The following is a 25,521-nucleotide window of genomic DNA, read 5'->3' as shown; positions in this document are numbered from 1 at the left end:
TTTGCTTGTAAACGCGCAGAAGATGCTCATCCTGGCTCCGCAGTCACTCCTTGGCCGGCTGCCGGCAGGGCCCGCCCCAGCAGGTAGTCAATGCAGGTGCGCACTGCCCGGGTCTGGTGGCGGTTGGGCATGTAGAGCATGAACATCTGGGTGCCAAAAATGCTCAGTCGCCAGTCGTCGAGTGTGGTCAGCACTTCGCCGCTGGTCACGGCGTCCTGCACCACGTAATCCGGTACCAGCCCTACGCCCAGCCCTGCCAGGATGCCCTGGCGCAGAAACGGAAAGTGCTCCGAAATGAGGGTGGGCTCCAGCATGGCTTCCTGGCGCTGGTCACCCCGGTATCCGCGCAGGCGCAGCTGCTTGCCTACCACCCCTGCGGTGATCACCGGCGCGGCCTGCAGAGCTTCGAAGTCCTGGGGCAGCCCATGCGTCTCGGCGTACTCGCGCGATGCGCAGGCGATGTAACGCACGCTGCCCAGGTCGCGCGCCACCAGCGTGGGCGGGGGCTCGGGCATCACGCGGATGGCGATGTCCACCTCATCGCGGATGAGGTCGTCCACCCGGTTTTCGAAGCGCACATCCAGCACGATGCCGGGGTACAGCCGCTTGAAGTCGATCAGCCAGTCCGACATCACCATCTGCCCATAGCCACTGGGCACGCTCAGGCCCACGCGGCCCTGCAGGCCTTGGCCCAGCGTGGCAATCGTCTCGCGCGCGGCCAGCATTTCGTTCTGAATGGCGCGGCCATGGGCGTACAGGCGCAGGCCCACCTCAGTGGGTTCCACCCGGCGCGTGGTACGGCGCACCAGCTGCACACCCACCGATTTTTCCAACTGGTGCAGGTGGTAGCTCACATTCGCACGCGTCATCTTCAGGTTGCGCGCGGCCTGACTCAGGTTGCCAGCATCAAGGATGTCGACCAGCACGGTGAGGGAGGTGAGTTCCATAGGCGAGATAGGTGGGGCGGCGCCTGAACGCTCGCTTGCCTCAGTTTGTCAAAGAAAGTTTGACAGTCTGTCAATGGGCTATGTAATTGTCAAGATTACTTCGCGCATCAACAATCCCCCGGTCATCAACAGGCACAGCCATTGACCAGGAGACTTCCCCGTATGCACGCCGCCGCTGCCGCATCTTCCGTTGTCACGACCGCGCTGCATGGCGATGTTCTGGTCGTCACCATCGACAACCCGCCCGTCAATGCCCTGGGCGCCGCCGTCCGCCAGGGCCTGTTGGCGGCCATGCAGCAGGCGCAGGCCGATGCCGCCGTGGTCGCCGTGTTGCTGGTGGGCGCCGGCAAGGCCTTTATTGCCGGGGCGGATATCCGCGAATTCGGCAAGCCACCGGTTGCTCCCATCCTGCCCGAGGTCTGCCGCGCCATCGAAAACCTGAACAAGCCCGTGGTCGCCGTGCTGCACGGTGCTGCTCTGGGCGGCGGGCTGGAGGTGGCTTTGTCGGCCCACTACCGGCTGGCCTTGCCCGCTGCCACAATGGGCCTGCCCGAGGTGAACCTGGGCCTGCTGCCCGGCTCGGGCGGCACGCAGCGTGCCCCGCGCCTGATGGGTGTGCAGGCGGCCACCACTCTCATGCTCAGTGGCCAGCCTCTCAAGGCACAGGCCGCGCTGCAGGCAGGCTTGGTCGACAAGCTGGTGGAAGGCACCGACCCGCTGGCCGCAGGCTTGGCCTACGTGCGCGAACTGCTGGCTGCCAACGCCCCCGTGCGCCGCACGCGTGACCTGGCCATTGCCGAGCCGCAGGCTGCGCTGGCTTGGCTGGAAGAGCAAAAGGCTGAGACGGCCAAGAAGTCGCGCGGCCTGTTCTCTCCCCTCAAGATCATCGAATGCGTGCAGGCAGCACTGCAACTGCCTTTTGACGAAGGCATGGCTCGCGAGCGTGCGCTGTTCATGGAATGTATTGACAGCCCGCAACGCGCCGGGCTCATCCACGCCTTTTTTGCCGAGCGTGAAGTGGTCAAGGTGCCCGAGGCCCAGGCCGCACAGCCGCGGCCCGTGGCCAGCATTGCCGTCATCGGGGGGGGCACCATGGGCGCGGGCATTGCCGTGGCGGCGCTGGATGCGGGCTTGCCGGTGACCATGATCGAGCGCGATGCCGAGTCCATTGCCCGGGGCCGTGCCAATGTCGAAAAGGTCTACAACGCCCTGGTGGCCAAGGGCCGCATGACCGATGCCGCCCAGGCCGCCGTGATGGCGCGCTACACCGGCAGCACCAGCTATGCCGACATCGCCCAGGTGGACCTGGTGATCGAGGCCGCGTTTGAAGACATCGAAGTCAAGAAGACCGTGTTCCGCGAGCTGGACCGCGTGTGCAAGCCCGGTGCCGTGCTGGCCACCAACACCTCCTACCTCGACATCGACGCCATTGCCGCTGCCACCGGCCGCCCGCACGATGTGATCGGCCTGCACTTCTTCAGCCCCGCCAACATCATGAAGCTGCTGGAGATCGTGGTGCCCGCGAAGGTGGCGCCCGATGTGGTCGCCACGGCGTTCGAGCTGGCTCGCAAGCTGAAAAAGGTGCCCGTGCGCGCCGGTGTGTGCGACGGCTTTATCGGCAACCGCATCCTGGCCGTGTACAAGCAGGCCGCTGACTACCTGCTGGAAGACGGCGCAAGCCCCTACGAGATCGACGCTGCCGTGCGCGGCTTTGGTTTTGCCATGGGCCCGTTCCAGGTGACCGACCTGGCCGGTGGCGACATTGGCTGGGCCACGCGCAAGCGCCGCGCTGCCACGCGCGACCCCAAGGCCCGGTACGTGGAGATTGCCGACCGCATCTGCGAACGCGGCTGGTTTGGTCAGAAGACCGGGCGCGGGTTCTACCTGTACCCCGACGGTGCCCGCACCGGCCAGCCCGACCCTGAGGTGCTCGCCATTGTCGATGCCGAGCGCGCCAAGAAAGGCGTCACGCCCCGCCGCTTCAGCGCCGACGAGATCATGCGCCGCTACATGGCCGCCATGGTCAACGAAGGCGCCAAAGTGGTGGCCGAAGGCATTGCCCTGCGCCCGCTGGATGTGGACGTGACCTTTGTCGCGGGCTACGGCTTTCCGCGCCACCGGGGCGGCCCGATGAAGTGGGCCGACATGACGGGGCTGGACAAGGTGCTGGCCGATATCCGCGAGTTCGCCCAGGAAGACCCGCTGTTCTGGCAGCCCGCGCCGCTGCTGGAAAAGCTGGTAGCCGAGGGGCGCAATTTCGACAGCCTGAACAAGGCTGCATAGCGCAGAGTCTGCCTGACCTGCATTGCACGCGAAGCGTTTTCAGTCAGTCCCACCGTATTCGAGTCATATTGGCCTCTAGCGCTTTATGCATAAGCGCAAAAAGCTATCAAATCAGGAGCAAATCATGCGTGAAGCCGTCATCGTTTCCACCGCCCGCACCCCATTGACCAAGTCGCACCGGGGCGAATTCAATGCCACACCCGGCCCGCAGCTGGCGGCCTTTTCCGTCAAGGCAGCGGTCGAGCGCTCGGGCATTGACCCCGAGCTGATCGAAGACCTGGTGATGGGCTGCGGCTACCCCGAGGGCATCACCGGCAAGAACATTGGCCGCCAGACCGCGCTGCGCGCGGGCCTGCCCCTTTCGGTGGCGGGCATGGTGGCCAGCCGCTTTTGCGCGTCGGGCCTGCAGTCGGTAGCAATTGCGGCGGGCCGCATCGTGGCCGAAGGCGTGCCCGCCATGGTGGCTGGCGGGGTGGAGAGCATCTCTGCCATCCGCGCAGGTAACCCGGCAGACATCGACCCCTGGCTGCAAGAGCACAAGCCCGACCTTTACATGGCCATGATCGACACCGCCGACATCGTGGCCCACCGCTACGGCATCAGCCGCGAAGACCAGGACCTGTTTTCGCTGCAAAGCCAGCAACGCACCGCCGCCGCACAGCAGGCCGGCGTGTTTGCCGACGAGATCGTGCCCTGCACCACGCGCATGATGGAAAAGAACAAGGAGACCGGCGAGGTCACCTATCGTGAAGTGACGGCCACGCACGACAACTGCAACCGTGCCAGCACCACGCTCGAAGGCCTTGCCAAGCTGGAGCCGGTGAAAGGTCCGGGCCAGTTCATCACCGCAGGCAATGCCTCGCAACTGTCCGACGGCTCCAGCGCGTGCGTGCTCATGGAAGCGAAAGAAGCCGAGCGCCGTGGCCTGCAGCCGCTGGGTGCCTTCCGTGGCTTTGCGGTGGCGGGCTGCGAGCCCGACGAAATGGGCATTGGCCCCGTGTTTGCCGTGCCCAAGCTGCTGGCACGCCACGGCCTCACGGTGCAGGACATTGACCTGTGGGAGATGAACGAGGCCTTTGCTTCGCAGGCCCTGTACTGCCAGCGCCGCCTGGGCATTCCGTCCGAGCGGCTGAACGTGAACGGCGGGGCCATCGCCATTGGCCACCCCTTCGGCATGACCGGCGCACGCCTGGTGGGCCACCTGCTGCTCGAAGGCCGCCGTCGCAAGGCGAAATACGGCGTGGTGACGATGTGCATAGCCGGTGGCATGGGCGCTGCAGGCCTGTTTGAAATCTTCTGACCCCGCGCCACACCACCGAACTCTGCAACTGCAAGCGACCCGATATGGACCTGAATTTCACCCCCGAAGAAGAAGCCTTCCGCGCCGAGGTGCAGGCTTTCTTGAAAGCCAAGCTGCCCGAACGCATTGCCACCAAGGTCAAGGCCGGGCAGCGCCTGTCCAAGGCGGACCAGGACGAGTGGCACGCCATCCTGAACGAGCGCGGCTGGCTGGCCAACCACTGGCCCCAGGAATACGGCGGCCCCGGCTGGGGTGCGGTCGAGAAGTTCATTTTCGACACCGAATGCGCCCTGGCCGGTGGCCCGCGCATCGTGCCCTTTGGCGTGAACATGCTGGGCCCGGTGCTCATCAAGTTTGGCAACGAGGCGCAGAAAAAATACTGGCTGCCGCGCATCCTGAGTGGCGAGGACTGGTGGTGCCAGGGCTACTCCGAACCCGGCGCGGGTTCGGACCTGGCATCGGTCAAGACCACGGCGGTGCGCCAGGGTGACCACTACATCGTCAACGGCCAGAAGACCTGGACCACCCAGGGCCAGCACGCCAACATGATCTTCTGCCTGGTACGCACCGACCGCGAAGCCAAGGCGCAGTCGGGCATCAGCTTCTTGCTGGTGGATATGCAATCGCCCGGCGTGGAGCTGCGCCCCATCCGCACGCTCGATGGCGACAAGGAGGTCAACGAAGTGTTCTTCACCGACGTGAAGGTGCCGGTAGAAAACCTGGTGGGCGAGGAGAACAAGGGCTGGACCTACGCCAAGTACCTGCTGACCTATGAGCGCACGGGCATTGCAGGCGTGGGCTTTTGCATTGCCGCACTGGCCAAGCTCAAGGTGGTGGCCGCCAAGGTGATGAAGAACGGCCATCCGCTGGACCAGGACCCGCTGTTTGCCGCCCGCATGGCCCAGGTCGAGATTGATCTGGAGAACATGAAGACCACCAACCTGCGCGTGATTGCCGCCGTGGCCGGTGGCGGCGTGCCCGGGGCTGAAAGCTCCATGCTCAAGATTCGCGGCACCGAGATCCGGCAGGAGATCCTCTCGCTCATCCGCCGTGCGGTGGGCCCGTACGCGCTGCCTTTCATCGAAGAGGCGCAGTACGAAGGCTATGCCGACGACCCCGTGGGGCCTAAAGAGGCGGCCACGGCAGCCGCCAACTACTTTAACTACCGCAAGCTGTCGATCTTTGGCGGCTCCAATGAAATCCAGAAGAACATCATTTCAAAAATGATTTTGGGCCTGTGAGGTTGCCGCGATGAACTTTGAACATACCGAAGACCGCCGCATGCTGGCGGACACCCTGAATCGTTTTGTGGCCGAGCAGTACGGGATCGAGACGCGCAACCACATCGCCTACGGCGACAACGGCATGGACGCGGCGCTGTGGAGCCGCTTTGCCGAGCTGGGCGCGATTGGCGCACTCTTCCCCGAAGCCGATGGCGGCTTCGGCGGCGCAGGCTTTGATGTGGCCGTGGTGTTTGAAGCCCTGGGCAGCGGCCTGGTGGTGGAGCCCTTCGTCGGCGCGCTGGTGGTGGGCCGGGCGCTGGGCCTGGCGGGCAGCGCAGCGCAAAAGGAGCACCTCGCCAGCATCATCGACGGGAGTACGGTCGCCACCCCGGCGCATGAAGAGCCCGGTGCGCACTATGCGCTCAACCGCGTCACCACCCGCGCCGTGCGCAGTAGCGACGGCTGGTTGCTCACCGGCCACAAAGCCGTGGTGCTGCATGGCGACCAGGCTCAACTGCTGTTGGTCAGTGCCCGCACCTCGGGCGCCGTGGACGATGAAGAGGGTATCTCGCTGTTCCTGGTGCCCGCCGATGCCGCGGGCCTGAGCCGCCGTGGCATGGGGCGCATTGATGGTGGCCGTGTGGCAGAAGTCAGCTTACAGAATGTGCAGGTCGGCGCAGGGGCTTTGCTGGGCGCTGAAGGGCGGAGCTACGCGACGTTGGAGCACGCGGTGGGCTGGGGCATTCTGGCCGTGTGTGCCGAGGCGCTAGGCGCGATGGAAGTCGCCAAGAAAAATACGCTGGAATACCTGCAGACCCGCAAGCAGTTTGGCGTACCCATTGGCAGCTTTCAGGCCCTGCAGCACCGCATGGCCGACCTGCTGCTGGAAGTGGAGCAGGCACGCTCGGCCGTCATCAACGCCGCCGCCGCCATGGACAGCACCGACCGCACCGAGCGCGAGCGTGCGCTGTCCGCCGCCAAGGTCACGATGGGCCGCATTGGCGCGCTAGTGGCGGAGGAAAGTATTCAGCTGCACGGCGGCATTGGCATGACGTGGGAGCTGCCCCTGTCCCACTACGCCAAGCGCCTCGTCATGGTGGACCACCAGTTTGGCGATGAAGACCACCACCTGGCGCGCTTTATCGCGCTTGGCCGGAGCTGAAGCCATGGAGCAGCCACAGCCTCTGCTGCAACGCCGCGAGGGCGCGGTGCTCGTGCTCTCCAACAACAACCCCGCTGCGCGCAATGCGCTGTCGCCCGCGTTTTACGCGGCGCTGACCGAGGCCTTGGCGCAGGCCGAGGCTGACCCCACCGTGGGTGCCATCGTGCTCACGGGCGAAGGCGGGCACTTTTGTGCGGGCGGTGACTTGCGCCAATTGGCCAAGCGACGTGAGCTGCCCATTGAAGAGCGCCGCGCCAAGCTCGAAGGCCTGCACGACCTGATCCGCACCGTGCGCGATTGCCGCAAGCCGGTGATTGCAGCGGTGGAGGGCGCAGCGGCCGGTGCGGGCCTGTCGCTGGCGCTTGCCTGTGACATGCTGGTGGCTGCGCGCAATGCCGTGTTCTCGGTGGCCTATGTGAAAGTGGGCCTCACGCCCGACGGCGGCGCCACGGCTTTCCTGGCCGAGTTCGTGTCGCGCCAGGTTCTGACCGAGCTGTGCCTCACCGGCGAACGCATCTCTGGCGAGCGACTGCATGCGCTGGGCCCGGTCAACCGACTGGCCGAACCGGGTGAGGCGCTGACGCAGGCATTGGCATTGGCCGCGCAGGTAGCCACCGGGCCGGACCTGGCCATGGGCCGCATCAAGGCGCTGTGCCGCAGTGCCTACGTCCAGCCACTGGACGACCAGCTGGAGTTGGAAGCACAGCTCATGGTGCAGTCGCAAGCCACCGAAGAATCCCGCGAAGGCATCGGTGCGTTTCTGGAAAAACGCCCGGCCGATTTCGCCCGCCTGCGCCAGGTCAATACCGCTGGCGCGGGTACACAAGACACTACGCAATGACCTCCACCACCCCCACACCCCCATTGCCCGAGGGCATGGACTTCCCGCTCGAAGGCGTGCGCGTGCTCGACCTCTCGCGTGTGTTTGCGGGCCCGCTGTGCGGCCAGGTACTGGCCGACTTTGGTGCCGACGTCATCAAGGTGGAACACCCCGGCCGGGGTGACGACACCCGCGACTGGGGCATGCGCATCGGCAAGACCGAGACCACCTATTACAACAGCATGAACCGCAACAAGCGGTCCATCACGGTGGATTTGCAGACGCCCGAAGGCGTGAGGATCATCCGCGACCTGCTGCCGCAGTGCGACGTGGTGGTCCAGAACTTCAAGACCGGCGGCGCCGAGAAGCTGGGCCTGGGCTACGAGCAGCTCAAGGCCATCAAGTCCGACCTCATCTACTGCTCGGTGGCGGGCTACGACAGCTCCGGCCCCGAGGCCAAGCGCCCCGGTTACGACCTGGTGATCCAGGGCGAGGCGGGTCTGATGGCCATCAACGGTGAGGCCAACCAGCCCCCGCTGAAGTTTGGCGTGGCCGCGGTGGACATGATGACCGGCATGTATGCGGCGCAGGCCGTGCTGGCCGCGCTGTTCCGGCGGGAGCGCACGGGCAAGGGCCGCCACATCGAGATGGCGCTGTACGACTGCGGTCTGATGATCACCGGCTACTACGGCCTGGACGCCATGCTGCTGGGCCATGACCCGCAGCGCTACGGCAACGCCCACCCGTCCATCGTGCCCTATGGCATGTTCGAGGCACAGGATGGTCCGCTCATCATCGCCGTGGGCAACAACAGCCAGTTCGACAAATTCTGCCGTCAGGTGGTGATGCGCCCGGATATCGTGGAAGACCCCCGTTTTGCCACCAATGTCGAGCGTGCCCGCAATCGACTGACCTTGCTGCCCGAGATGAAGGCGTTGATTGCCAGCTTCCCGCGTGATGTGCTGCTCGAACGCCTGACCGCTGCAGGCATCCCTTGCGGCCGCGTGGCCGGCCTGCATGAGGCACTGACCAGCGAGCGCACGCGCCGCGGCGGCCTGTTGCAGGAAATGCCCCACCCCGTGGCGGGCACCACGCATGTGTTTGCGCCACCTTACCGGCTGGATGGCCAGCGCCTGCCCATCCGCAACGCACCGCCCACCCTGGGCGACGCCACGCGCGATGTGCTGCAGCAGCTGCTGCAACTGCCAGAGGCCGAGCTTCAGGCCCTGCGCGACAAGGGGGTGCTCACACTTCCCCCGCTTTAATAGCTATAAAAAAGATAGCGAAATGCGCTTGCAGAACAAGCGCTATCGACCTTTTCCTATTGCCATCCGGAGACAAACATGAACTTCTTCCGTATTCCCCGCCGCAGGGTGCTGCAGGGCCTGGCCGCCCTCATCAGCACCGGCCTGCTGGGCTCGGCCCTGGCCCAGGCGGGCAAGGACGCCTGGCCTGCCAAGCCTATCAAGCTGATCGTGCCGTACCAGGCCGGTGGCGCCACCGACATCACCGCCCGCGCGCTGGGCGAGAAGCTCTCGGCCCGTCTGGGCCAGCCTGTGCTGGTGGACAACCGCGGCGGAGCCGGCGGGGTGACCGGCACCGACCAGGCGCTCAAGTCGCCAGCCGACGGCTACACCCTGCTGGTGTCCCTGGGCACCACCATGCTCATCAACCAGTTCCTGTACGACCGCCTGCCATACCAGCCGCAAAAGGACCAGGCCCTCATCACGCAGATCGCGCTGGCGCCGGTGGTGCTGTTGGTCAACCCGCAGCTGCCGGTCAACAACGCAGCGGAGCTGATGGCCTACATCGACCGCAACAAGGGCAAGATCGCCTATGGCTCGTGGGGCATGGGTTCGTACGCCCACCTGGCGGGTGCATGGCTGTCCGACAAGCACAAGGCCGACATGAACCATGTGGCCTACAAGGGCGAGGCCCCCATGCTGCAGGACCTCGTGGGCGGGCAGTTCCAGATGGCGTTTGCCAGCCTGCAGTCGGCCCGGCCGTACATCGAATCGGGCCGCCTCAAGCCACTGGCCGTGACCGGCGCGCAGCGCATGGACGCGTTGCCCAAAGTAGCCACGATGGCTGAGCAGGGTATCAAGGACGAGGTCTTCCAGGTGACGGGCTGGGTGGGCATGAGCGCACCCGCCAAGACGCCGCCCGAAGTCGTAGCCCGGCTTGGCGTTGAGCTGCAGGCCGTGATCGCGATGCCCGAAGTGCGCGACCGCATCCAGCAGATGGGTTTCATCCCCGTGGGTAGCAGTCCCGAGCAGTTCAGCGCCCAGTTCAAGAAGGACGCACCGGTGTGGGAGCGCGTGGTGAAGGTGTCTGGCGCAAAGCTCGATTAACACCCCCCTGAGCCGCTGCGCGGCTTCCCCCCGCTCTCGCATGGCTGCGCCATGCGGGCAGGGGGACGCAGCCAGCGCGGCGGGGCGGCCCTTGCGCGGCTGCTCTCGCTTCGGCCTCGCCAGTTTCGGATGGCGTGGGCCTACGCAGCGCTAAGGACCACTGAAAGACAAGACGTTTTCGCCATGAACAAACCATCTCTTTTCCCTGCTGCTTTCTCCCGTCGCACCGTGCTGTCAGCCGCTGCTGCAGTGTCGGTCATGGGCCTGTTGGGCACGGTCCCAGCACACGCTCAGGCCTGGCCCAACAAGATGATCAAGCTCGTGGTGCCCTTCCCGGCAGGGGGGCCCACCGATACGGCCTCGCGCATCGTCGGCCAGAAGCTGGCTGAGCGGCTGAAGCAGCCCGTGGTGGTGGAGAACCGCGCGGGCGCTTCGGGCTCGATTGCCGCGCAGCAGATCGCCAAGACCCCTGGCGACGGCTACACGCTCATGATGCTGGCCACGCCCACGCTGTTGGCTCCGCACCTGTACAAAAAGGCGGGCTACGACACCACCAAGGATTTCGTGTCCGTGGCTACCGTGTACGACCTGCCCATCGTGGTGGTGGTCAACCCGGCGCAGATGCCTACCGTGACCGATCTGCAAAAGCTCATCACCCACGCCAAGGCGCGGCCAGGTCAGCTCAACTACACCTCCTCGGGCGTGGGCAGCTTTGGCCACCTGAGCATGGAGCTGCTCAAGCAGCTGGGTCAATTCGAGATGGAGCATGTGCCCTACAAGGGCGGTGTGCCCGCCATCACCGACACGCTGGGCGGCCAGGTGCCCATGATGTATGCCGACCTCGTGGCAGCGCTGCCCCATATCCAGACGGGCAAGCTGCGCGCCATTGCGGTGGGCTCGCCGCAGCGCGTGGGTGTGATCCCCAACGTGCCCACCATTGCCGAGCAGGGCTTCAAGGGCTTTGATGCCGTGTCGTGGGGCGGCCTGATGGCCCCGCTCGGTACGCCCAAGGATGTGGTTGATCGCATCAGCACCGAAGTCAAAGCCATCCTGGCCGACAAGGAGGTGCAGGACAAGCTGCTCAACGCCGGTGCCATCGCCCACTACCAGGGCCCGGCCCAGATGGCCCAGCGCGTGCGTGGCGATTACGCCAAGTGGGGCCAGGTGATCCGCGACAAGGGCATCGTCTTCGAGTAAGTTGGGCCATGACCAACGCAACTGCCTCTGCCCCTTTTCCCCCGTTCCGCAGGGTCTCCGATCTGCTGCGTGACAACGCGCGGCAGCGCCCGCAGGCCAAGGCCTTGGCCGATGACGACTCCGCGTTGAACTGGGCCGCGCTCGATGCCCTGGTAGACCGCGTCGCCGCATCGCTGCAGCAGGCGGGCCTGCAGTCGGGCGATGTGGTGGCCGTATGCGCCGCGTCGTCGGTGCGTTATGCCTCTGTGTACCTGGGCGCCCTGCGTGCGGGTGTGGTGGTGGCACCGCTGGCGCCATCCGTCACGCCCGAGGCCATGGCGTCCATGCTGGGCGATGCCCAGGCGCGCCTGCTGTTTGCCGATGCGCAGGGCAGGGCGGCGGTGCCGCCTGCGGTGATGAAAGGCGCCGTTGCGCTGCCCCTGGTGGCGCTGGACGATACCGGCGCGGGCACGCCGTGGATTGAGTGGCTCGCTCCCGAAGGCGCCGCACCGCAGCCGGTGGATGTGGGCCCCGAGCACCCGTTCAACATCATTTATTCCTCCGGCACCACTGGCAACCCCAAGGGCATCGTGCAATCGCACGGCATGCGCTGGGCGCATCTGGTGCGCGGCCTGGCGCAGGGCTACGGGCCGGACAGTGTCACGCTGCTGGCCACGCCGCTGTATTCCAACACCACGCTGGTGTCGTTCTTCCCCGGCCTGTGCTGGGGCGGCAGCGTGCGGCTGATGGCAAAGTTCGATGCACTGCGCTACCTGCAGACCGCGCAGCAGATTCGCGCCACGCACTCCATGCTGGTGCCGGTGCAGTACCAGCGCATCCTGGCGCTGCCGCAGTTTGGCGAGTTTGACCTGTCGTGCTTTCGCGCCAAGTTCTGCACCAGCGCGCCGTTCCGTGCCGAGCTGAAGGCCGACATCCTGGCGCGCTGGCCGGGCGCGCTGTACGAGTTCTACGGCATGACCGAAGGCGGCGGCACCTGCATCCTGGCGGCGCACGACCATCCCGACAAGCTGCACACTGTGGGCCAGCCCGCATCCACCAGCGACATCCGCCTGATCGACGAAGAGGGCCATGAGCTGCCGCCCGGTGCCACCGGCGAGGTGGTGGGTCACTCGCCCGGCATGATGACTGGCTACCACCGCCAGCCCGACAAGACGCGCGAGGCCGAGTGGTTTGACGCCACTGGCAAGCGCTTCATCCGCACCGGTGATGTGGGCCGGTTCGACGAGCAGGGGTTCCTCACACTGCTCGACCGCCGCAAGGACATGGTCATCAGCGGCGGCTTCAACATCTACCCCAGCGACCTCGAAGCCGAGCTGCGCAAGCACCCGGCTGTGGAGGACGTGGCCGTGACCGGCGTGCCCTCCGAACAGTGGGGCGAGACGCCGGTGGCCTTCGTGTGCCGCCGACCCGGCGCCACGGAAGACACCGCCCAGATCATGGGCTGGTACAACGCCCGTGCGGGCAAGACGCAGCGGCTGGCCGCGCTGCATTTCATCGATGAGCTGCCGCGCAGCGCGATTGGCAAGGTGCTCAAGCGCGAGTTGCGCGACTTGCACCAGACGCTGTCGAAGTGACCGATTCCCCGTTTTTTCAGAAAGACCCAACCATGAAAGTTCTCGTTCCCGTCAAACGCGTGGTGGACTACAACGTGAAGGTCCGCGTCAAATCGGACAACACCGGTGTGGACATCGCCAACGTGAAGATGAGCATGAACCCCTTTGACGAAATCGCCGTTGAAGAGGCCGTGCGCCTGAAAGAAAAAGGCCTGGTGACCGAAGTCATCGCTGTGTGCTGCGGCGTGGCCCAGTGCCAGGAAACCCTTCGCACCGCCATGGCGATTGGCGCCGACCGCGCCATCCTGGTCGAGACCGACGTCGAACTGCAGCCCCTGGCCGTGGCCAAGATCTTGAAAGCCCTGGTCGACAAAGAGCAGCCTTCTCTCGTCATCCTGGGCAAGCAAGCCATCGACGACGACGCCAACCAGACCGGCCAGATGCTGGCTGCTTTGGCCGACCTGCCCCAGGCCACTTTCGCCAGCAAGGTCGAACTGGCAGCCGACAAGGTCAGCGTGACCCGCGAAGTCGACGGCGGCCTGGAAACCCTGCAGCTTTCACTGCCCGCAGTCATCACCACCGACCTGCGCCTGAACGAGCCCCGCTACGTCACCTTGCCCAACATCATGAAGGCCAAGAAAAAGCAGCTGGACACCGTCAAGCCCGAAGACCTCGGTGTGGACGTGGCCCCCCGTCTCAAGACCCTGAAAGTGACCGAGCCCGCCAAGCGCGGCGCAGGTATCAAGGTCGCTGACGTGGCAACGTTGGTCGACAAGCTCAAGAACGAAGCAAAAGTCATCTAAGGAGAACAAGAAATGACCACCCTCGTTATTGCTGAACACGACAACGCGTCCATCAAGGGCGCCACCCTGAACACCGTCACGGCCGCAGTCGCCTGCGGTGGCGACGTGCACGTGCTGGTGGCCGGCCACAACGCCGGCGCTGCTGCACAAGCCGCCTCCCAAATAGCCGGTGTTGTCAAGGTCATCCACGCCGACGCCCCTGGCCTGGAACACGGCCTGGCAGAAAACGTCGCCGCGCAAGTGCTCGCCATCGCATCCAACTACAGCCACATCCTGTTCCCCGCGACTGCCAGCGGCAAGAACGTGGCCCCCCGCGTTGCGGCCAAGCTCGACGTGGCCCAGATCAGCGACATCACCAAAGTGATCGCAGCCGATACGTTTGAGCGCCCCATCTACGCCGGCAACGCCATTGCCACCGTGCAAAGCCAAGATGCCGTCAAGATCATCACCGTGCGCACCACCGGCTTTGACGCCGCAGCCGCCACCGGTGGCTGTGCCGCTGTTGAAACCGCCGCCGCCACGGCCGACGCAGGCAAGAGCAGCTTCGTGGGCAGCGAAATCGCCAAGAGCGACCGCCCCGAGCTGACCGCTGCCAAGATCATCGTCTCCGGTGGTCGTGCGCTGGGCAGCAAGGAAAAGTTCGACGAAGTCATGACACCCCTGGCCGACAAGCTGGGCGCCGCCCTGGGTGCCAGCCGCGCGGCGGTGGACGCAGGCTACGCGCCCAACGACTGGCAAGTGGGCCAGACGGGCAAGATCGTGGCACCGCAGCTGTATGTGGCCGCCGGTATCTCGGGTGCCATCCAGCACTTGGCGGGCATGAAGGACTCCAAGGTGATCGTGGCGATCAACAAGGACCCTGAGGCACCGATCTTCAGTGTGGCTGACTATGGGCTGGAAGCGGATCTGTTCACGGCTGTGCCTGAACTGGTCAAGGCCGTCTGAGCCCCGCAGATCACAGGCACAGCCCATTTGATGGGATCTGGATGCTTCTAAAAATATAGCTTTTAGCGCTTATCGCATGAGCGCTGAGGCTGCTTTTTATACCTATAAATCAGCAGGAGACAAAACCATGAGCACATTCCTTTCCCGTCGCAGGCTTGTCCAGGCCACTGGCGCAGCGCTGGCCAGTGCGGCATTGCCAGCACTGGCCCAAACCAGTTGGCCCAGCCGCCCGATTCGCATCATCGTGCCGTACACGGCGGGCGGGTTTACCGACCAGATGGCGCGTCTGCTGACGGTAGGCCTGCAAAAGCAATTCGGTCAGTCGGTTGTCATCGACAACAAACCCGGCGCGAACAGCATCATCGGCGTGGATGCCGTCGCCAAGTCCGCCCCGGACGGTCACACCTTTGGTGTGGTCATTCCGGCCTTTACCGCCAACACCACGCTCTACCCCAAGCTGCCCTACAACCCGCGCAAGGACCTGATGGGCGTGTCGCTGCTGGGTGTTTCTCCGTTGGTGGCGGCGGTGGCGCCCAATGCACCGTTCAAGACGGTGAAGGAACTCGTGGCCTATGCCAAGGCCAACCCCGGCAAGGTGAGTTTTGCCTCATCAGGCACAGGCTCTGCCGCGCACCTCACCAGCGAGCTGCTCAAGTCACTGACCAAGACCTTCATGGTCCACATTCCCTACCGCGGCGCAGCCCCGGCGTTGACGGACTTGCTCGGCGGCCAGGTGCCCCTGTTCCTCGACCCTCCGCCCAACCTGATCCAGCCCGCCAAGGCAGGCCGCATCACCCTCATCGGCGTGGCCAGCGAAAAGCGCTTGCCCATGTTGCCTGACGTGCCGACCTTCATCGAGCAAGGCGTGCCCGGCATGCTGGGCAGTACCTGGGCCAGCATGATTGCACCCGCAGGGACGCCGCGCGACATCGTCAAGCGCATGTCGGAAGCCGTGAACGCCATCATCCAGAGTGATGAAACCAAGGCCAAACTCGACACCATGGGGACCTTTGGTGAAGGCACCACGCCCGAGGCGTGCGACGCTTTTCTTGCGGCCGAAACGACCAAGTGGGGCAAGGTGATTCGCGAAGCGGGTGTCACGCTGGACTGAGAAGGCGTGGGCCGGCCTGGCCTGACGGCCAGGATTTACGCGTAACGCTTGGCCCGCAGGTTTTCCTTCATCTGCTGCAGGATCGGCTGCAGCGAGCTGCCGATGCGCAGCGCCACGCAGGTGGCCAGCACGTCGATGATGAGCAAGTGCATGAGGCGCGACACCATGGGGCTGTAGCGGTCGTAGCCCTCGGGGTGGTCGGCCGCCAGATGGATCTGGCAGGTGCTGGCCAGGGGCGAGCCGCTGGCGGTGATGACGATGGTGGTGGCGCCGTTGCGGCGGGCGATGTCTGCCGCGTCCATCAGGTCGCGGGTGCGGCCCGAGTTGGAGATGATCACGGCGCAGTCGCCTGGGCCCAGCAGGGTGGCGCTCATCACCTGCATGTGGCCGTCGCTGCTGGCAATCGAGGTCACGCCCAGGCGGAAAAACTTGTGCTGCGCGTCCTGCGCCACGATGCCCGAGTTGCCCACGCCGTAGAACTCGATGCGTTTGCCTTTCTTCCACGTGTCGGCAATGGCCTCGGCCGCACGTTCGACGGCCACGGTGCTGGCCGCGTTGCGGTATTGCAGGAACGCTGCCACGGCGTTGTCCACCACCTTCACCAGCACATCACCGGTCTTGTCGTCTGCATCCACGCTGCGGTGAATGAAGGGCACGCCTTCGCTCACACTGCCTGCCAGCTTGAGCTTGAAGTCCGCCAGCCCGTCGTAACCCATGCTGCGGCAAAAGCGCACCACGGTGGGCTTGCTCACATGCGCGCGCTCGGCCAGCTCGCGCACGGGCAGGCGGGCGAAGGTGCGGGGGTCGGTCAGCACCAGCTTGGCCACGCGCTGTTCGGCGGGGGCCAGCGAGGGCAGGGAGGCGGTGATGCGGTCGAGCATGTCAGTCTGTGAAGGCAGGGCAGGCTGCGCAGGGGGCCTTGGAAAGGGCTTGGGTGGACGCTTCATCTACCGGCTGTGTGCGCGGTGGTGGGGCCATCTGCGTTTAATGTAACTCGGTTCCCAAAGGTATGGGGTCCGCGCAATCCCTGCCTTTCAACCTGCTTGCACGGGGCCTGGGCGTTTCCCCCCTGGCCCGGGCAGGCCCTGCACGCATAGCATCCTCCATCACGTTATCCAGATACTGAGGAGCCTTCCATGCGCAAACCCTTGCTGACAAAACTTCTGGCCGGTGCGGCCCTTGTGGCCGCTGCATCGGGCAGCTGGGCCCAGGGCCAGGTCAACATCATCTGCTCGGTGCAGGCCGAGTGGTGCAACCTGATGTCCACGGTGTACGCCAAGACCACTGGCACCAAGGTCAACATGACGGCCAAGGGCTCGGGCGAGGCGCTGGCGCAGCTCAACGCTGAGCGCGCCAACCCCAAGACCGACATCTGGTTTGGCGGCACAGGCGACCCGCATCTGCAGGCGGCCGAGCAGGGCCTGACGCTCGAATACAAGTCGCCCCAGCTGGCGCAGCTGTACCCCTGGGCGCAGAAGCAGGCGGGCGATTCCAAGTACCGCACCGTGGGCGTGTACCTGGGCCCGCTGGGTTTTGGCTACAACAAGGAGCTGCTGGCCAAGCGCAAGCTCAACCCGCCCCAGTCGTGGGCCGACCTGCTCAAGCCAGAATTCAAGGGCGAGGTTCAGATGGCCAACCCGGCCTCTAGCGGCACCGCCTACACCATGATCGCCACGCTGGTGCAGATCATGGGCGAGGAAAAGGCGTTTGAATACCTCAAGGCCCTGCACCCCAACATCAGCGCGTACACCCGTTCAGGCACGGCGCCTGTCAAGGCGGTTGCACGCGGCGAGACCACGGTGTCCGTGAGCTTCGTGCACGACGTGACCACCGAGGCGGTCAACGGCTTCCCCGTGGGCTCGGTCACACCTTCTGAAGGTACCGGCGCCGAGGTGGGCTCCATGAGCATCGTCAAGAACGGCCCCAATACCGAGGCCGCCAAGAAGTTCTATGAATGGGCGCTCACGCCGGGTGGTCAGCAGTTTGGCCTGGCGGCCAAGCAGTTCCAGCTGCCCAGCAACACGCAGGTGCCCAAAGACCCGCGCATGACCGATCCGGCCAAGATGAAGCTCATCAACTACGACTACGCCAAATACGGCGCCAGCGCCGAGCGTCGCCGCCTGATTGCGCGCTGGGAAAAAGACGTGCAAAACGCAACGCGCTAAGGGGTGGTGGTGTCGGCAGCAGCGGCGGCGCACGCAACCCTTCGGACCAGGACTCCCGGTGCCTCGGTCAACCGGCCCCTGTGGGTCTGGCTGGCCATGGGCGTACTGGGGTACCTGGTGTTCCCCTGGTATGCACAGCAGGACGCCAATGGCCTGCTGGCGGTGGGCCAGGTCTTCAGCAGCGAGCAGGCGGCCAACGGGCTGATGCAGGCGGCCTTGTTCGGGCGCCCCTGGCTGTGGCTGGGCCTCGCCGGGCTGGTGGTGGCGGGCCTGGGGGCCTGCCTGCCCGCCGGGCGCAAGCAGGGTGCCCTGCTGGTGGCGGGGGGTGCGCTGGGGCTGGCGGCCCTGCTGCTCAGCGGCTTTGCGATTGGCGCGCGCGGCTGGGCGTTTGAATGGATGAACAACAGCCTGGGCGAACTGGGCGCGCGCCAGCCCGGCATGGGCTGGGGCGGGTTTGTGGTGCTGTCGGCGCTGCTGGTGCTGCTGTCTTTTGGGGTGGCACGGCGGGGCTTCTTCAAGGGCGATCTGTTCGTGGCTGCGGCAGTGGTGGGCTGTGGCAGCCTGCTCGCGCTGTTCATCGTGTTCCCGGTGCTCAAGGCGCTGTCGGCTGCGTTTTTTCTGGAGGACGGCCCGTTCTCGCTGGCCGTGGTGTGGGAGCGCATCGCGCACGAGCGCAACTTCAGCCTGTCGTGCCTGGCGGGCGGCCAGCGCTGCGGTGTGGCCTGGAACACGCTGTTCCTGGGCTTGATGACGGCCACCAGCACCACGCTGCTGGGCACCTTCATGGCCCTGATGGCCGAGCGCGCATCGCGCCGCTATGCGCGGCCGCTGAACATCGTGGCGCTGCTGCCCATCATCACGCCGCCGTTTGTGGTGGGCCTGGGGCTCATCCTGCTGTTTGGCCGCGCAGGCGTGTTCAACCAGTTTCTGGAATACGCGTTTGGTATCACGCCGTCGCGCTGGTTCTACGGCTGGCTGGGCGTGTGGGTGGCGCAGACCTTTGCCTTCACACCCATTGCTTTCATGATCATGCGTGGCGTGGTGCAGGGCGTGGCGCCCAGTCTGGAAGAGGCCGCGCAAACGCTGCGTGCCAGCCCGCACCGCACCTTCATGACCGTGACCCTGCCGCTGCTCAAGCCGGGCCTGGCCAACGCGTTCCTGGTGGGCTTCATCGAAAGCATGGCCGACTTCGGCAACCCCATCGTGGTGGGCGGGCAGTTCTCGGTGCTGTCCACCGAAATCTTCTTTGCCATCGTGGGTGCGCAGTATGACCAGGGCCGTGCCGCGTCGCTGGCCTGGATCCTCACGTTCTTTGCGCTCACCGTGTTCGCCATCCAGCGCGGCTTGCTGGGCAAGCAGAACTTCACCACTGTATCGGGCAAGGGCGATGCGGGCATCGCCATGCCGCTGCCGACGGGCGTGCGCCGCGTGGTGCACTCGATTGCACTGCCCTGGATGGCGTTCACCCTGATCGTGTACCTGTTTGCGCTGGCCGGTGGCTTTGTGCAGACCTGGGGGCGCGACTACACCATCACCCTGGCGCATTTCCGTACCGCGTTCAGCGTGGAATGGGGCGAGTTTGGTGTGGTGTGGGCGGGCACAGCGTGGAACTCGTTCTTCACCACGCTCAAGCTCGCCGCCATCTCGGCGCCGCTCACGGCCACGCTGGGCATCGGCATTGCGTGGCTGCTGGCGCGCACCGAGTTCCGGGGGCAGGGCGCGTTCGAGTTTGCAGCGCTGCTGGCTTTTGCCATTCCGGGCACGGTGCTGGGCGTGAGCTACATCCTAGCGTTCAACGTGCCGCCGTTCGAGCTGACGGGCACGGCCCTCATCATCGTGCTGTGCTTCATGTTCCGTAACCTGCCGGTGGGCGTGCGTGCGGGCACGGCGGCGTTCAAGCAGCTGGACCGGTCGCTCGATGAGGCGTCCGTCATGCTGCGCGCAGGCAGCGTACAGACGCTGCGCCACGTGGTGCTGCCGCTGCTCAAGCCCGCGCTGGTGGCTGCACTGGTCTACAGCTTTGTGCGTGCCATCACCACCGTGAGCGCGGTGATCTTCCTGGTCACCGCCGAGAACGAGCTGGCCACCACCTACATCATCGGCCGCGTGGGCAATGGCGACTATGGCGTGGCGCTGGCGTACTGCACGGTGCTCATCGTCCTTATGTCGGCCTCCATCGGACTCATTCAGCTGCTGGTGGGTGACCGCAAACTGGGCCGCCGTGGAGCCGCTCCCGCTGCGCACTGATCCCTCTGACAAAAAAGAAAACACGCCATGAACAACAATGACGCGGGCATCGTGTTCCGCAACATCACCAAGCGCTACGGCAGCGACAGCAGCGCGGCCCTGGCCGTCAAGGGCATCAGCTTTGAGGTGCCGCGCGGCACGCTCACCACCATCCTCGGCCCCTCGGGCTGCGGCAAGACCACCACCTTGCGCATGATTGCGGGGCTGGAATCGCCCACTTCGGGCGAGATCTTCATCGCAGGCCAGGACGTGACCACGCTGGGCCCCGCGCAACGCAATGTGAGCATGATGTTCCAGAGCTACGCGTTGTTCCCGCACATGAATGTGGTGGAGAACGTGATGTACGGCCTGCGCATGTCGGGCCAGCCCAAGGAGCAGGCACGCACCAAGGCGGTGGAGGCGCTGCGCGGCGTGGGCCTGGTGGGCTATGACGACCGCCTGCCCAGTGAACTCTCGGGCGGGCAGCAGCAGCGTGTGGCCCTGGCCCGTGCGCTGGTGCTGGAGCCCGAGGTGCTGCTGTTTGACGAGCCCTTGTCCAACCTCGACGCCCGCCTGCGCCGCGAGATGCGCGAAGAGATCCGTGCGCTGCAGCAGCGCCTGTCGCTCACGGTGGCCTACGTCACGCACGACCAGGCCGAGGCCATGGCGGTGAGTGACCAGATCATCGTGATGAACCAGGGCCTGATTGCGCAAAAGGGCTCGCCCCGCGCGCTGTATGAAACCCCGCACAGCGAATTCGTCGCGGGCTTCATGGGCGAGGCCATGCTGTTCCCGGCCGTGGCCGACGCTGACGGAACGGTGGCGCTCGGCCCACTGGTGCTGCGCCCCCGCATGGCGGTGAAGAGCGGCCCGGTGAAGGTGGCGGTGCGGCCGGAGGCCTGGCGCATTCACCGCCAGGGCGAGGGCCTGCTGCCCGCGCGGCTGGACAAGCGGGCCTACCTGGGCGCCGTGTACGAATACACCTTCGAGACCGCGCTGGGCCACATCTTTGTGGTGTCGTCCGACCTGGACGATGTGCTGGCTGTGGGCGACGCGGTGCAGCTGAGCCTGGGTGCCCACGGCGTATCAGTGGTTGGTAGTACCGAAGGCGCCCGGACCAATGCGGAATAATGGCGCCATGACGAACCAACTCGACGCCCTCAAACAGTTCACCACCGTGGTTGCCGACACCGGCGACTTTCTGCAACTGGCCCAGTTCCGTCCGCAGGACGCCACGACCAATCCCTCGCTGATTCTCAAGGCGGTGCAAAAGCCCGAATACGCGCCGCTGCTCAAGGACACCGTCGCCAAGTGGCAAGGGCGTGCGATGGACGAGGTGATCGACCGCCTGCTGGTGCGTTTTGGTTGCGAGATCCTGACCCACGTGCCCGGCCGTGTTTCCACCGAAGTGGACGCCCGCCTGAGCTTTGACACCAGCGCCACCGTCACGCGCGCCGAGCGCATCATCGAGCTGTATCAGGCCGAAGGCATCCACATCGACCGCGTGCTCATCAAGATCGCGGCCACGTGGGAAGGCATCCAGGCCGCCGCCCAGCTGGAGCGCAAGGGCATCCACACCAACCTCACGCTGCTGTTCTCTTTTGCCCAAGCCGTGGCCTGCGGCCAAGCCAAGGTGCAGCTGATCTCGCCCTTTGTGGGCCGTATTTACGACTGGTACAAGAAGCAGGCGGGCGCGAGCTGGGACGAGGCTGCGCGCGCAGGCGCCAACGACCCGGGCGTGCAGTCTGTCACGCAGATCTACAACCACTACAAGCGTTTTGGCATTGCCACCGAGGTGATGGGCGCGAGTTTCCGCAATGTGGGGCAGATCACGGCGCTGGCTGGGTGCGACCTGTTGACCATTGCGCCCGAGCTGTTGGCGCAGCTGGCTGCGAGTGATGCACCGTTGCAGCGGGCGTTGGATGCAGAGGCTGCCAAGGGCATGGACTTGCCTGCGGTGAACTATGACGAGGCGGGGTTCCGGTTTGCGCTGAATGAGGATGCGATGGCGACCGAGAAGCTGGCTGAGGGGATTCGGGCGTTTGCAGTGGACGCTGTGAAGCTGGAGAAGCTGATCCTTGCGGCTTGAGCTCGGGTTTCTTTTTTGAGCGGCTGGTGCCTGGGTTGCGGGCGCTGGCCGTTTTTGTTTTTGGGGGGCTCTGGGGAGCACATCGCGCAGCATGCTTGTGTTGAGGGTGGAGGCCGGGAGTCGCCCGGCGTGCGAGTAACTTTCTTTTGCTTCGCCAAAAGAAAGTCACCAAAGAAAAGGCGACCCCCAGTCTGCGACCCCGGCGCTTCGCTCCGGGGCAAACCTGCGGCGGGGCGGTTGCGGGGTGCGCCGTGGAACTCGCTTTGCGCTGCGCGCGCCGCTCAGACATCCACGGCGAGTCAGTTGACGAGGCATGGGCGCTCCGACGCCCATGCCACCCCGCAACCGCCCCGCCGCAGGCGCAGCCAGCAGGGGTGGGACAGCCGAACATCCAAACGGCCCCACGGGCCATTGCTGCGCTCGGCCCAGGCTGCGCAGCGCGTGGCGCTTGCACCCGCGAGATGGGGCCGAGCGCAGCAAAGGCCCGTGTGGCTGTTCTGTACCCCGGTGCCCCTCTGGATGCGCCGAGGAGCGCAGGGTTTGGCGGATCAGGGCTCGCGTGTGTCTGAGCGACGCGCAGCGGCGCGAGTTGAGCGAGACCCCGCCAAACCCGAGCACCGCAGGTTTCCCCGTAGCGAAGCGCAGGGGACGCAGACAGTGGGGTCGTCTTTCTTTTGGGTACTTTTCTTTGGCGAAGCAAAGAAAAGTACCTCGCCTGCCGGGCGACTCCCGGCCTCCGCCCTGATCCCAGGCAAGCAACCCGATACGCGCACAAGCCTCCACAGACTCGCTGCGCCCAACAACAGTCCGTTAGACCGTCAACGTCGACCGGAAATCTCCCACCCGGAAGTGCTGGAGTTCACTATAAAAATCATAGCTACCAAGGCATGATGCACTAGCGCACCCAGCCAAAAACACCAAAAAATCACCCCGCAGGCAGCCGCATCCCCACCCGCAACCCCTTCGGCACCACCCCTTCCGCCACCGTCCGCCCCCCGTGCCGCAGCGCGATCTCTTCCACGATCGACAGCCCCAGTCCGCACCCCCCCGCCTTGTCCGACCCACGCCAGAACCGTGCAAACAGATCGCCCAGATGCTCAGCCGGCACGCCCGGTCCATCGTCCTCCACCACCAGCAGCGCCCAATGCCCGGGCTCTTCATGGCCCACGCGCACCGTCACCGTGGCACCGGGGCCCGCGTAGTGCAACGCGTTGTCGATGAGGTTGTTCAACGCCTCGCGCAGCAGCAGCGGGTGGCCCTGCGCGGGCAGGTGGTCCACGCCCTCGTAGCCCAGGTCCATGCCCTGGGCCAGGGCGCGGGCGGCCCATTCGCGGGCCACCTCGCGGGCCAGGGCGGCGAGGTCGATGGACTGCATCTCCACGTTCGACTCCGAGCGCGCCAGCTGCAGCAGCTGGTGCACCAGGTGCGCGCTGCGTTGCGCGGCCGACAGCACCTTTTGCAGGCGGGCCTGCACTGCGGGTTCGTGGCTTTCGTGCAGGGCCAGTTCGGTCTGGCCGATCAGGCCTGCGAGCGGCGTGCGCAGCTGGTGGGCAGCGTCGTTCAGAAAACGCTTTTCCTTTTGCTGGCCACGCGCCACGGTCTCCAGCAGGCGGTTGATAGTGCTGGCCAGCGAATGCACTTCCTGCGGGGCAGAGGTCAGCTCGATGGGCGGCAGCGGCGTGGTGCCCGTGTGGGGCTGTGCGCCGGCTCGTTCAATTTGCGCCTCCAGGCGCTTCAAGGGCTGCAGGCCGCGCAGCACACCGGCGTACACCACGGCGCTCAGGGCCAGGCCCATCAGGCCCATGGGGAACACCATGCGCTCCAGCAGTTCCTGCGCAATGCGCTCGCGCACCGTGAGGCTCTGGGCCACCTGCACGCGCAGGCGCTGGCGGGTGGAGGCGGTGCCGTAGTCCACATCCAGCAAGGCCACGCGCACCGGTTTGTCATCCACCCGCGCCTGGTACAAAAACGCCTCGCCCACCGCCACATCAACCTGCGCGGGCGGTGGCGGCAGCTGCGCGTTGCCCAGCAAAAAGCGGCCGGGCGGGGACGACACCATGTAGGTGATGCGGTCGGCCGGGTCCTGTTCCAGGATGTCCTGCGCGGCCTTCGGAAAGTCCACCAGCAGCCCATCGCCAATCGGCTTGATCTGCCGCGCCAGCGCCCGCACTGACTGGGTCAGCGTCTGGTCAATGCCCTTCTCGCCGTTCTGCAGCGCAATGCGCCACGCCAGAAACCCACCCGACAGCCACAGCACCAGCTGCGGCAGCAGCAGCCACAGCAGCAGCTTGCGTTGAAGAGAGACCCCAGGTACGTGGCGCATGTTTCAACAGTCAAAAATGGGCGGCGCTGCGTTGAAAACTGGCACGGCCCATGCGAGGGCCGCCGCGCAAGGGCCGCCCCGCCGCGCTGGCGGCGTCCCCCTGCCCGCGCACAGCGCGAGAGAAGGGGGAAGCGGCGCAGCCGCTCAGGGGGATGCTCACGGTTTATTCAGCATGTACCCCAGCCCCCGGATATTGCGGATCACCAGGTTGGACTGGTCGAGCTTCTTGCGCAGGCGGTGCACATACACCTCCAGCGCATTGGAGTTCAGCGGGGCGGCGGTCTGGCCGGGCTCGGGCGGGCTGGCGCGCCAAGCGGCCAGCACGTCGTCGCGGGTGACGACTTCGCCGCAGCGGTGGGCCAGCAGTTCCAGCAGCTCCCACTCGCGCTGGGTCAGCTCCAGCAGGTCGCCGTTCAGGGCAGCGGCATGGCTGGCGTGGTCCAGCACCAGCGGGCCGATGGTGGTGCTGGCAACGCCCGCCGCGCTGCTGGCCTGGGTGAAGGCGGGCTGGCGCGCGCGGCGCAGCATGGCCTGCAGGCGGGCCTGCAGCTCCTGCATGTTGAAGGGCTTGGTGATGTAGTCGTCGGCCCCGGCGTTCAGGCCCAGCACGCGGTCGTCGACGCCGTCGCGGGCGGTGAGGATCAGCACTGGCAATCCGGCGATGTGCGCGCGGGCCCAGGTCAGCAGCTCCATGCCGTCGGCGCCGGGCAAGCCCAGGTCCAGGATGATGCCGTCCACCGCCTGCGTCTGCAAAAGCGCCATGGCCTGCGCCACGCTGCTGGCGGTGCAGACGCTGTAATCGAGTTGCTTGAGCTGGCCGGTGAGAGCGTCGAGCAGGAGGGCGTCGTCTTCGACAATCAGTATCGTGGCCATGGATTGAGCATAACAAAGGCCCCTGCAACGGGCCCTCTGTGGGGCCGCTGCGACTCTCAGGGAAAGCCCTGAGAATTAAATTAATTATTGTAATTAAAGTACCGACTGCGCTGAACGGCACCGGTATCACGGCGCAGCAACGGGTTCTGA

The 25,521-nt window shown here is 65.6% G+C and carries 20 protein-coding genes; 16 read left to right on the top strand and 4 right to left on the bottom strand.

The features are described 5' to 3' along the window. Nucleotides 1–26: 26 nt before the first annotated feature. Nucleotides 27–947: a LysR family transcriptional regulator gene (locus tag ATF69_RS03820; RefSeq protein WP_146869945.1), complete on the bottom strand. Its 921-nt coding sequence runs from the start codon at nucleotides 945–947 to the stop codon at nucleotides 27–29. A 162-nt stretch (nucleotides 948–1,109) separates the two neighbouring features. On the opposite strand from ATF69_RS03820, the gene ATF69_RS03815 reads away from it, so the two are divergent. From ATF69_RS03815 to ATF69_RS03760, 12 genes are all read left to right on the top strand, one after another. Next, the gene (locus tag ATF69_RS03815; protein WP_146869944.1) at nucleotides 1,110–3,230 is read left to right on the top strand and encodes a 3-hydroxyacyl-CoA dehydrogenase NAD-binding domain-containing protein; all 2,121 of its coding nucleotides are present in this window, start codon (nucleotides 1,110–1,112) and stop codon (nucleotides 3,228–3,230) included. A 124-nt stretch (nucleotides 3,231–3,354) separates the two neighbouring features. Next, nucleotides 3,355–4,530, top strand: a complete 1,176-nt coding sequence (locus ATF69_RS03810; RefSeq protein WP_146869943.1) for an acetyl-CoA C-acyltransferase — start codon at nucleotides 3,355–3,357, stop codon at nucleotides 4,528–4,530. 44 nt (nucleotides 4,531–4,574) lie between these two features. Then, entirely contained in the window at nucleotides 4,575–5,771 is a 1,197-nt protein-coding gene (locus tag ATF69_RS03805) for an acyl-CoA dehydrogenase family protein (RefSeq protein ID WP_146869942.1), read from the top strand. A 10-nt stretch (nucleotides 5,772–5,781) separates the two neighbouring features. Next, nucleotides 5,782–6,915: an acyl-CoA dehydrogenase family protein gene (locus tag ATF69_RS03800; RefSeq protein ID WP_146869941.1), complete on the top strand. Its 1,134-nt coding sequence runs from the start codon at nucleotides 5,782–5,784 to the stop codon at nucleotides 6,913–6,915. Nucleotides 6,916–6,919: 4 nt separating this feature from the next. After that, on the top strand, nucleotides 6,920–7,756 hold the full coding sequence (locus ATF69_RS03795) for an oxepin-CoA hydrolase, alternative type (RefSeq protein WP_099732221.1): 837 nt from the start codon (nucleotides 6,920–6,922) through the stop codon (nucleotides 7,754–7,756). After that, nucleotides 7,753–9,000, top strand: a complete 1,248-nt coding sequence (locus ATF69_RS03790; RefSeq protein WP_146869940.1) for a CaiB/BaiF CoA transferase family protein — start codon at nucleotides 7,753–7,755, stop codon at nucleotides 8,998–9,000. The genes ATF69_RS03795 and ATF69_RS03790 overlap by 4 nt, the downstream gene beginning before the upstream one ends. A gap of 78 nt (nucleotides 9,001–9,078) precedes the next feature. Then, nucleotides 9,079–10,086: a Bug family tripartite tricarboxylate transporter substrate binding protein gene (locus tag ATF69_RS03785; protein WP_056059118.1), complete on the top strand. Its 1,008-nt coding sequence runs from the start codon at nucleotides 9,079–9,081 to the stop codon at nucleotides 10,084–10,086. A gap of 183 nt (nucleotides 10,087–10,269) precedes the next feature. Continuing rightward, entirely contained in the window at nucleotides 10,270–11,283 is a 1,014-nt protein-coding gene (locus tag ATF69_RS03780) for a Bug family tripartite tricarboxylate transporter substrate binding protein (protein WP_146869939.1), read from the top strand. 8 nt (nucleotides 11,284–11,291) lie between these two features. After that, complete coding sequence (locus tag ATF69_RS03775) at nucleotides 11,292–12,857, top strand: class I adenylate-forming enzyme family protein (RefSeq protein ID WP_146869938.1); 1,566 nt, start codon at nucleotides 11,292–11,294, stop codon at nucleotides 12,855–12,857. Between the two features lie 32 nt (nucleotides 12,858–12,889). Continuing rightward, nucleotides 12,890–13,639, top strand: a complete 750-nt coding sequence (locus ATF69_RS03770; protein WP_146869937.1) for an electron transfer flavoprotein subunit beta/FixA family protein — start codon at nucleotides 12,890–12,892, stop codon at nucleotides 13,637–13,639. Between the two features lie 12 nt (nucleotides 13,640–13,651). After that, nucleotides 13,652–14,584, top strand: a complete 933-nt coding sequence (locus tag ATF69_RS03765) for an electron transfer flavoprotein subunit alpha/FixB family protein (RefSeq protein ID WP_146869936.1) — start codon at nucleotides 13,652–13,654, stop codon at nucleotides 14,582–14,584. Between the two features lie 127 nt (nucleotides 14,585–14,711). Further along, nucleotides 14,712–15,695 (top strand): tripartite tricarboxylate transporter substrate binding protein, encoded by a 984-nt coding sequence (locus ATF69_RS03760; protein WP_146869935.1) that lies wholly within the window; start codon nucleotides 14,712–14,714, stop codon nucleotides 15,693–15,695. A 35-nt stretch (nucleotides 15,696–15,730) separates the two neighbouring features. On the opposite strand, the gene ATF69_RS03755 is transcribed toward ATF69_RS03760, so the two are convergent. Beyond that, nucleotides 15,731–16,576 carry a MurR/RpiR family transcriptional regulator gene (locus tag ATF69_RS03755; protein WP_146869934.1) on the bottom strand — a complete coding sequence of 282 codons (846 nt, stop codon included), beginning with the start codon at nucleotides 16,574–16,576 and terminating at the stop codon, nucleotides 15,731–15,733. Nucleotides 16,577–16,831: 255 nt separating this feature from the next. On the opposite strand from ATF69_RS03755, the gene ATF69_RS03750 reads away from it, so the two are divergent. The 4 genes from ATF69_RS03750 (at nucleotide 16,832) to tal (ending at nucleotide 22,175) form a co-directional block, all read left to right on the top strand. Beyond that, a complete protein-coding gene (locus ATF69_RS03750) occupies nucleotides 16,832–17,860 on the top strand; it encodes an ABC transporter substrate-binding protein (RefSeq protein ID WP_116748974.1) in 1,029 nt (342 codons plus the stop codon). 96 nt (nucleotides 17,861–17,956) lie between these two features. Beyond that, nucleotides 17,957–20,107, top strand: a complete 2,151-nt coding sequence (locus tag ATF69_RS03745; RefSeq protein WP_235511552.1) for an ABC transporter permease — start codon at nucleotides 17,957–17,959, stop codon at nucleotides 20,105–20,107. Between the two features lie 27 nt (nucleotides 20,108–20,134). Next, complete coding sequence (locus ATF69_RS03740; RefSeq protein ID WP_056744043.1) at nucleotides 20,135–21,217, top strand: ABC transporter ATP-binding protein; 1,083 nt, start codon at nucleotides 20,135–20,137, stop codon at nucleotides 21,215–21,217. A 7-nt stretch (nucleotides 21,218–21,224) separates the two neighbouring features. Continuing rightward, nucleotides 21,225–22,175: a transaldolase gene (gene tal / locus ATF69_RS03735; RefSeq protein WP_116748975.1), complete on the top strand. Its 951-nt coding sequence runs from the start codon at nucleotides 21,225–21,227 to the stop codon at nucleotides 22,173–22,175. Between the two features lie 925 nt (nucleotides 22,176–23,100). On the opposite strand, the gene ATF69_RS03725 is transcribed toward tal, so the two are convergent. Together ATF69_RS03725 and ATF69_RS03720 are read right to left on the bottom strand one after the other, a co-directional pair. Next, nucleotides 23,101–24,498, bottom strand: a complete 1,398-nt coding sequence (locus ATF69_RS03725) for a sensor histidine kinase (protein WP_056744047.1) — start codon at nucleotides 24,496–24,498, stop codon at nucleotides 23,101–23,103. 156 nt (nucleotides 24,499–24,654) lie between these two features. Continuing rightward, nucleotides 24,655–25,371 (bottom strand): response regulator transcription factor, encoded by a 717-nt coding sequence (locus tag ATF69_RS03720; RefSeq protein WP_056058426.1) that lies wholly within the window; start codon nucleotides 25,369–25,371, stop codon nucleotides 24,655–24,657. Nucleotides 25,372–25,521 lie beyond the last annotated feature (150 nt).

Origin of the sequence: Acidovorax delafieldii, from assembly GCF_007993815.1 — a bacterium.
GTDB lineage: Bacteria > Pseudomonadota > Gammaproteobacteria > Burkholderiales > Burkholderiaceae_C > Acidovorax > Acidovorax delafieldii.
Note: the sequence above shows the minus strand (reverse complement) of the source record. Positions and strands in the feature narration are given on the sequence as shown.

Excerpts from the sequence above, each read along its gene's own strand:
- ATF69_RS03720 (WP_056058426.1), bottom strand. The coding sequence starts at position 25,371 with ATGGCCACGATACTGATTGTCGAAGACGACGCCCTCCTGCTCGACGCT.
- ATF69_RS03765 (WP_146869936.1), top strand. The coding sequence starts at position 13,652 with ATGACCACCCTCGTTATTGCTGAACACGACAACGCGTCCATCAAGGGC.
- tal (WP_116748975.1), top strand. The coding sequence starts at position 21,225 with ATGACGAACCAACTCGACGCCCTCAAACAGTTCACCACCGTGGTTGCC.
- ATF69_RS03815 (WP_146869944.1), top strand. The coding sequence starts at position 1,110 with ATGCACGCCGCCGCTGCCGCATCTTCCGTTGTCACGACCGCGCTGCAT.
- ATF69_RS03780 (WP_146869939.1), top strand. The coding sequence starts at position 10,270 with ATGAACAAACCATCTCTTTTCCCTGCTGCTTTCTCCCGTCGCACCGTG.
- ATF69_RS03785 (WP_056059118.1), top strand. The coding sequence starts at position 9,079 with ATGAACTTCTTCCGTATTCCCCGCCGCAGGGTGCTGCAGGGCCTGGCC.
- ATF69_RS03820 (WP_146869945.1), bottom strand. The coding sequence starts at position 947 with ATGGAACTCACCTCCCTCACCGTGCTGGTCGACATCCTTGATGCTGGC.
- ATF69_RS03750 (WP_116748974.1), top strand. The coding sequence starts at position 16,832 with ATGCGCAAACCCTTGCTGACAAAACTTCTGGCCGGTGCGGCCCTTGTG.
- ATF69_RS03795 (WP_099732221.1), top strand. The coding sequence starts at position 6,920 with ATGGAGCAGCCACAGCCTCTGCTGCAACGCCGCGAGGGCGCGGTGCTC.
- ATF69_RS03800 (WP_146869941.1), top strand. The coding sequence starts at position 5,782 with ATGAACTTTGAACATACCGAAGACCGCCGCATGCTGGCGGACACCCTG.
- ATF69_RS03740 (WP_056744043.1), top strand. The coding sequence starts at position 20,135 with ATGAACAACAATGACGCGGGCATCGTGTTCCGCAACATCACCAAGCGC.
- ATF69_RS03805 (WP_146869942.1), top strand. The coding sequence starts at position 4,575 with ATGGACCTGAATTTCACCCCCGAAGAAGAAGCCTTCCGCGCCGAGGTG.
- ATF69_RS03770 (WP_146869937.1), top strand. The coding sequence starts at position 12,890 with ATGAAAGTTCTCGTTCCCGTCAAACGCGTGGTGGACTACAACGTGAAG.
- ATF69_RS03755 (WP_146869934.1), bottom strand. The coding sequence starts at position 16,576 with ATGCTCGACCGCATCACCGCCTCCCTGCCCTCGCTGGCCCCCGCCGAA.
- ATF69_RS03760 (WP_146869935.1), top strand. The coding sequence starts at position 14,712 with ATGAGCACATTCCTTTCCCGTCGCAGGCTTGTCCAGGCCACTGGCGCA.
- ATF69_RS03745 (WP_235511552.1), top strand. The coding sequence starts at position 17,957 with ATGGGCGTACTGGGGTACCTGGTGTTCCCCTGGTATGCACAGCAGGAC.
- ATF69_RS03775 (WP_146869938.1), top strand. The coding sequence starts at position 11,292 with ATGACCAACGCAACTGCCTCTGCCCCTTTTCCCCCGTTCCGCAGGGTC.
- ATF69_RS03810 (WP_146869943.1), top strand. The coding sequence starts at position 3,355 with ATGCGTGAAGCCGTCATCGTTTCCACCGCCCGCACCCCATTGACCAAG.
- ATF69_RS03725 (WP_056744047.1), bottom strand. The coding sequence starts at position 24,498 with ATGCGCCACGTACCTGGGGTCTCTCTTCAACGCAAGCTGCTGCTGTGG.
- ATF69_RS03790 (WP_146869940.1), top strand. The coding sequence starts at position 7,753 with ATGACCTCCACCACCCCCACACCCCCATTGCCCGAGGGCATGGACTTC.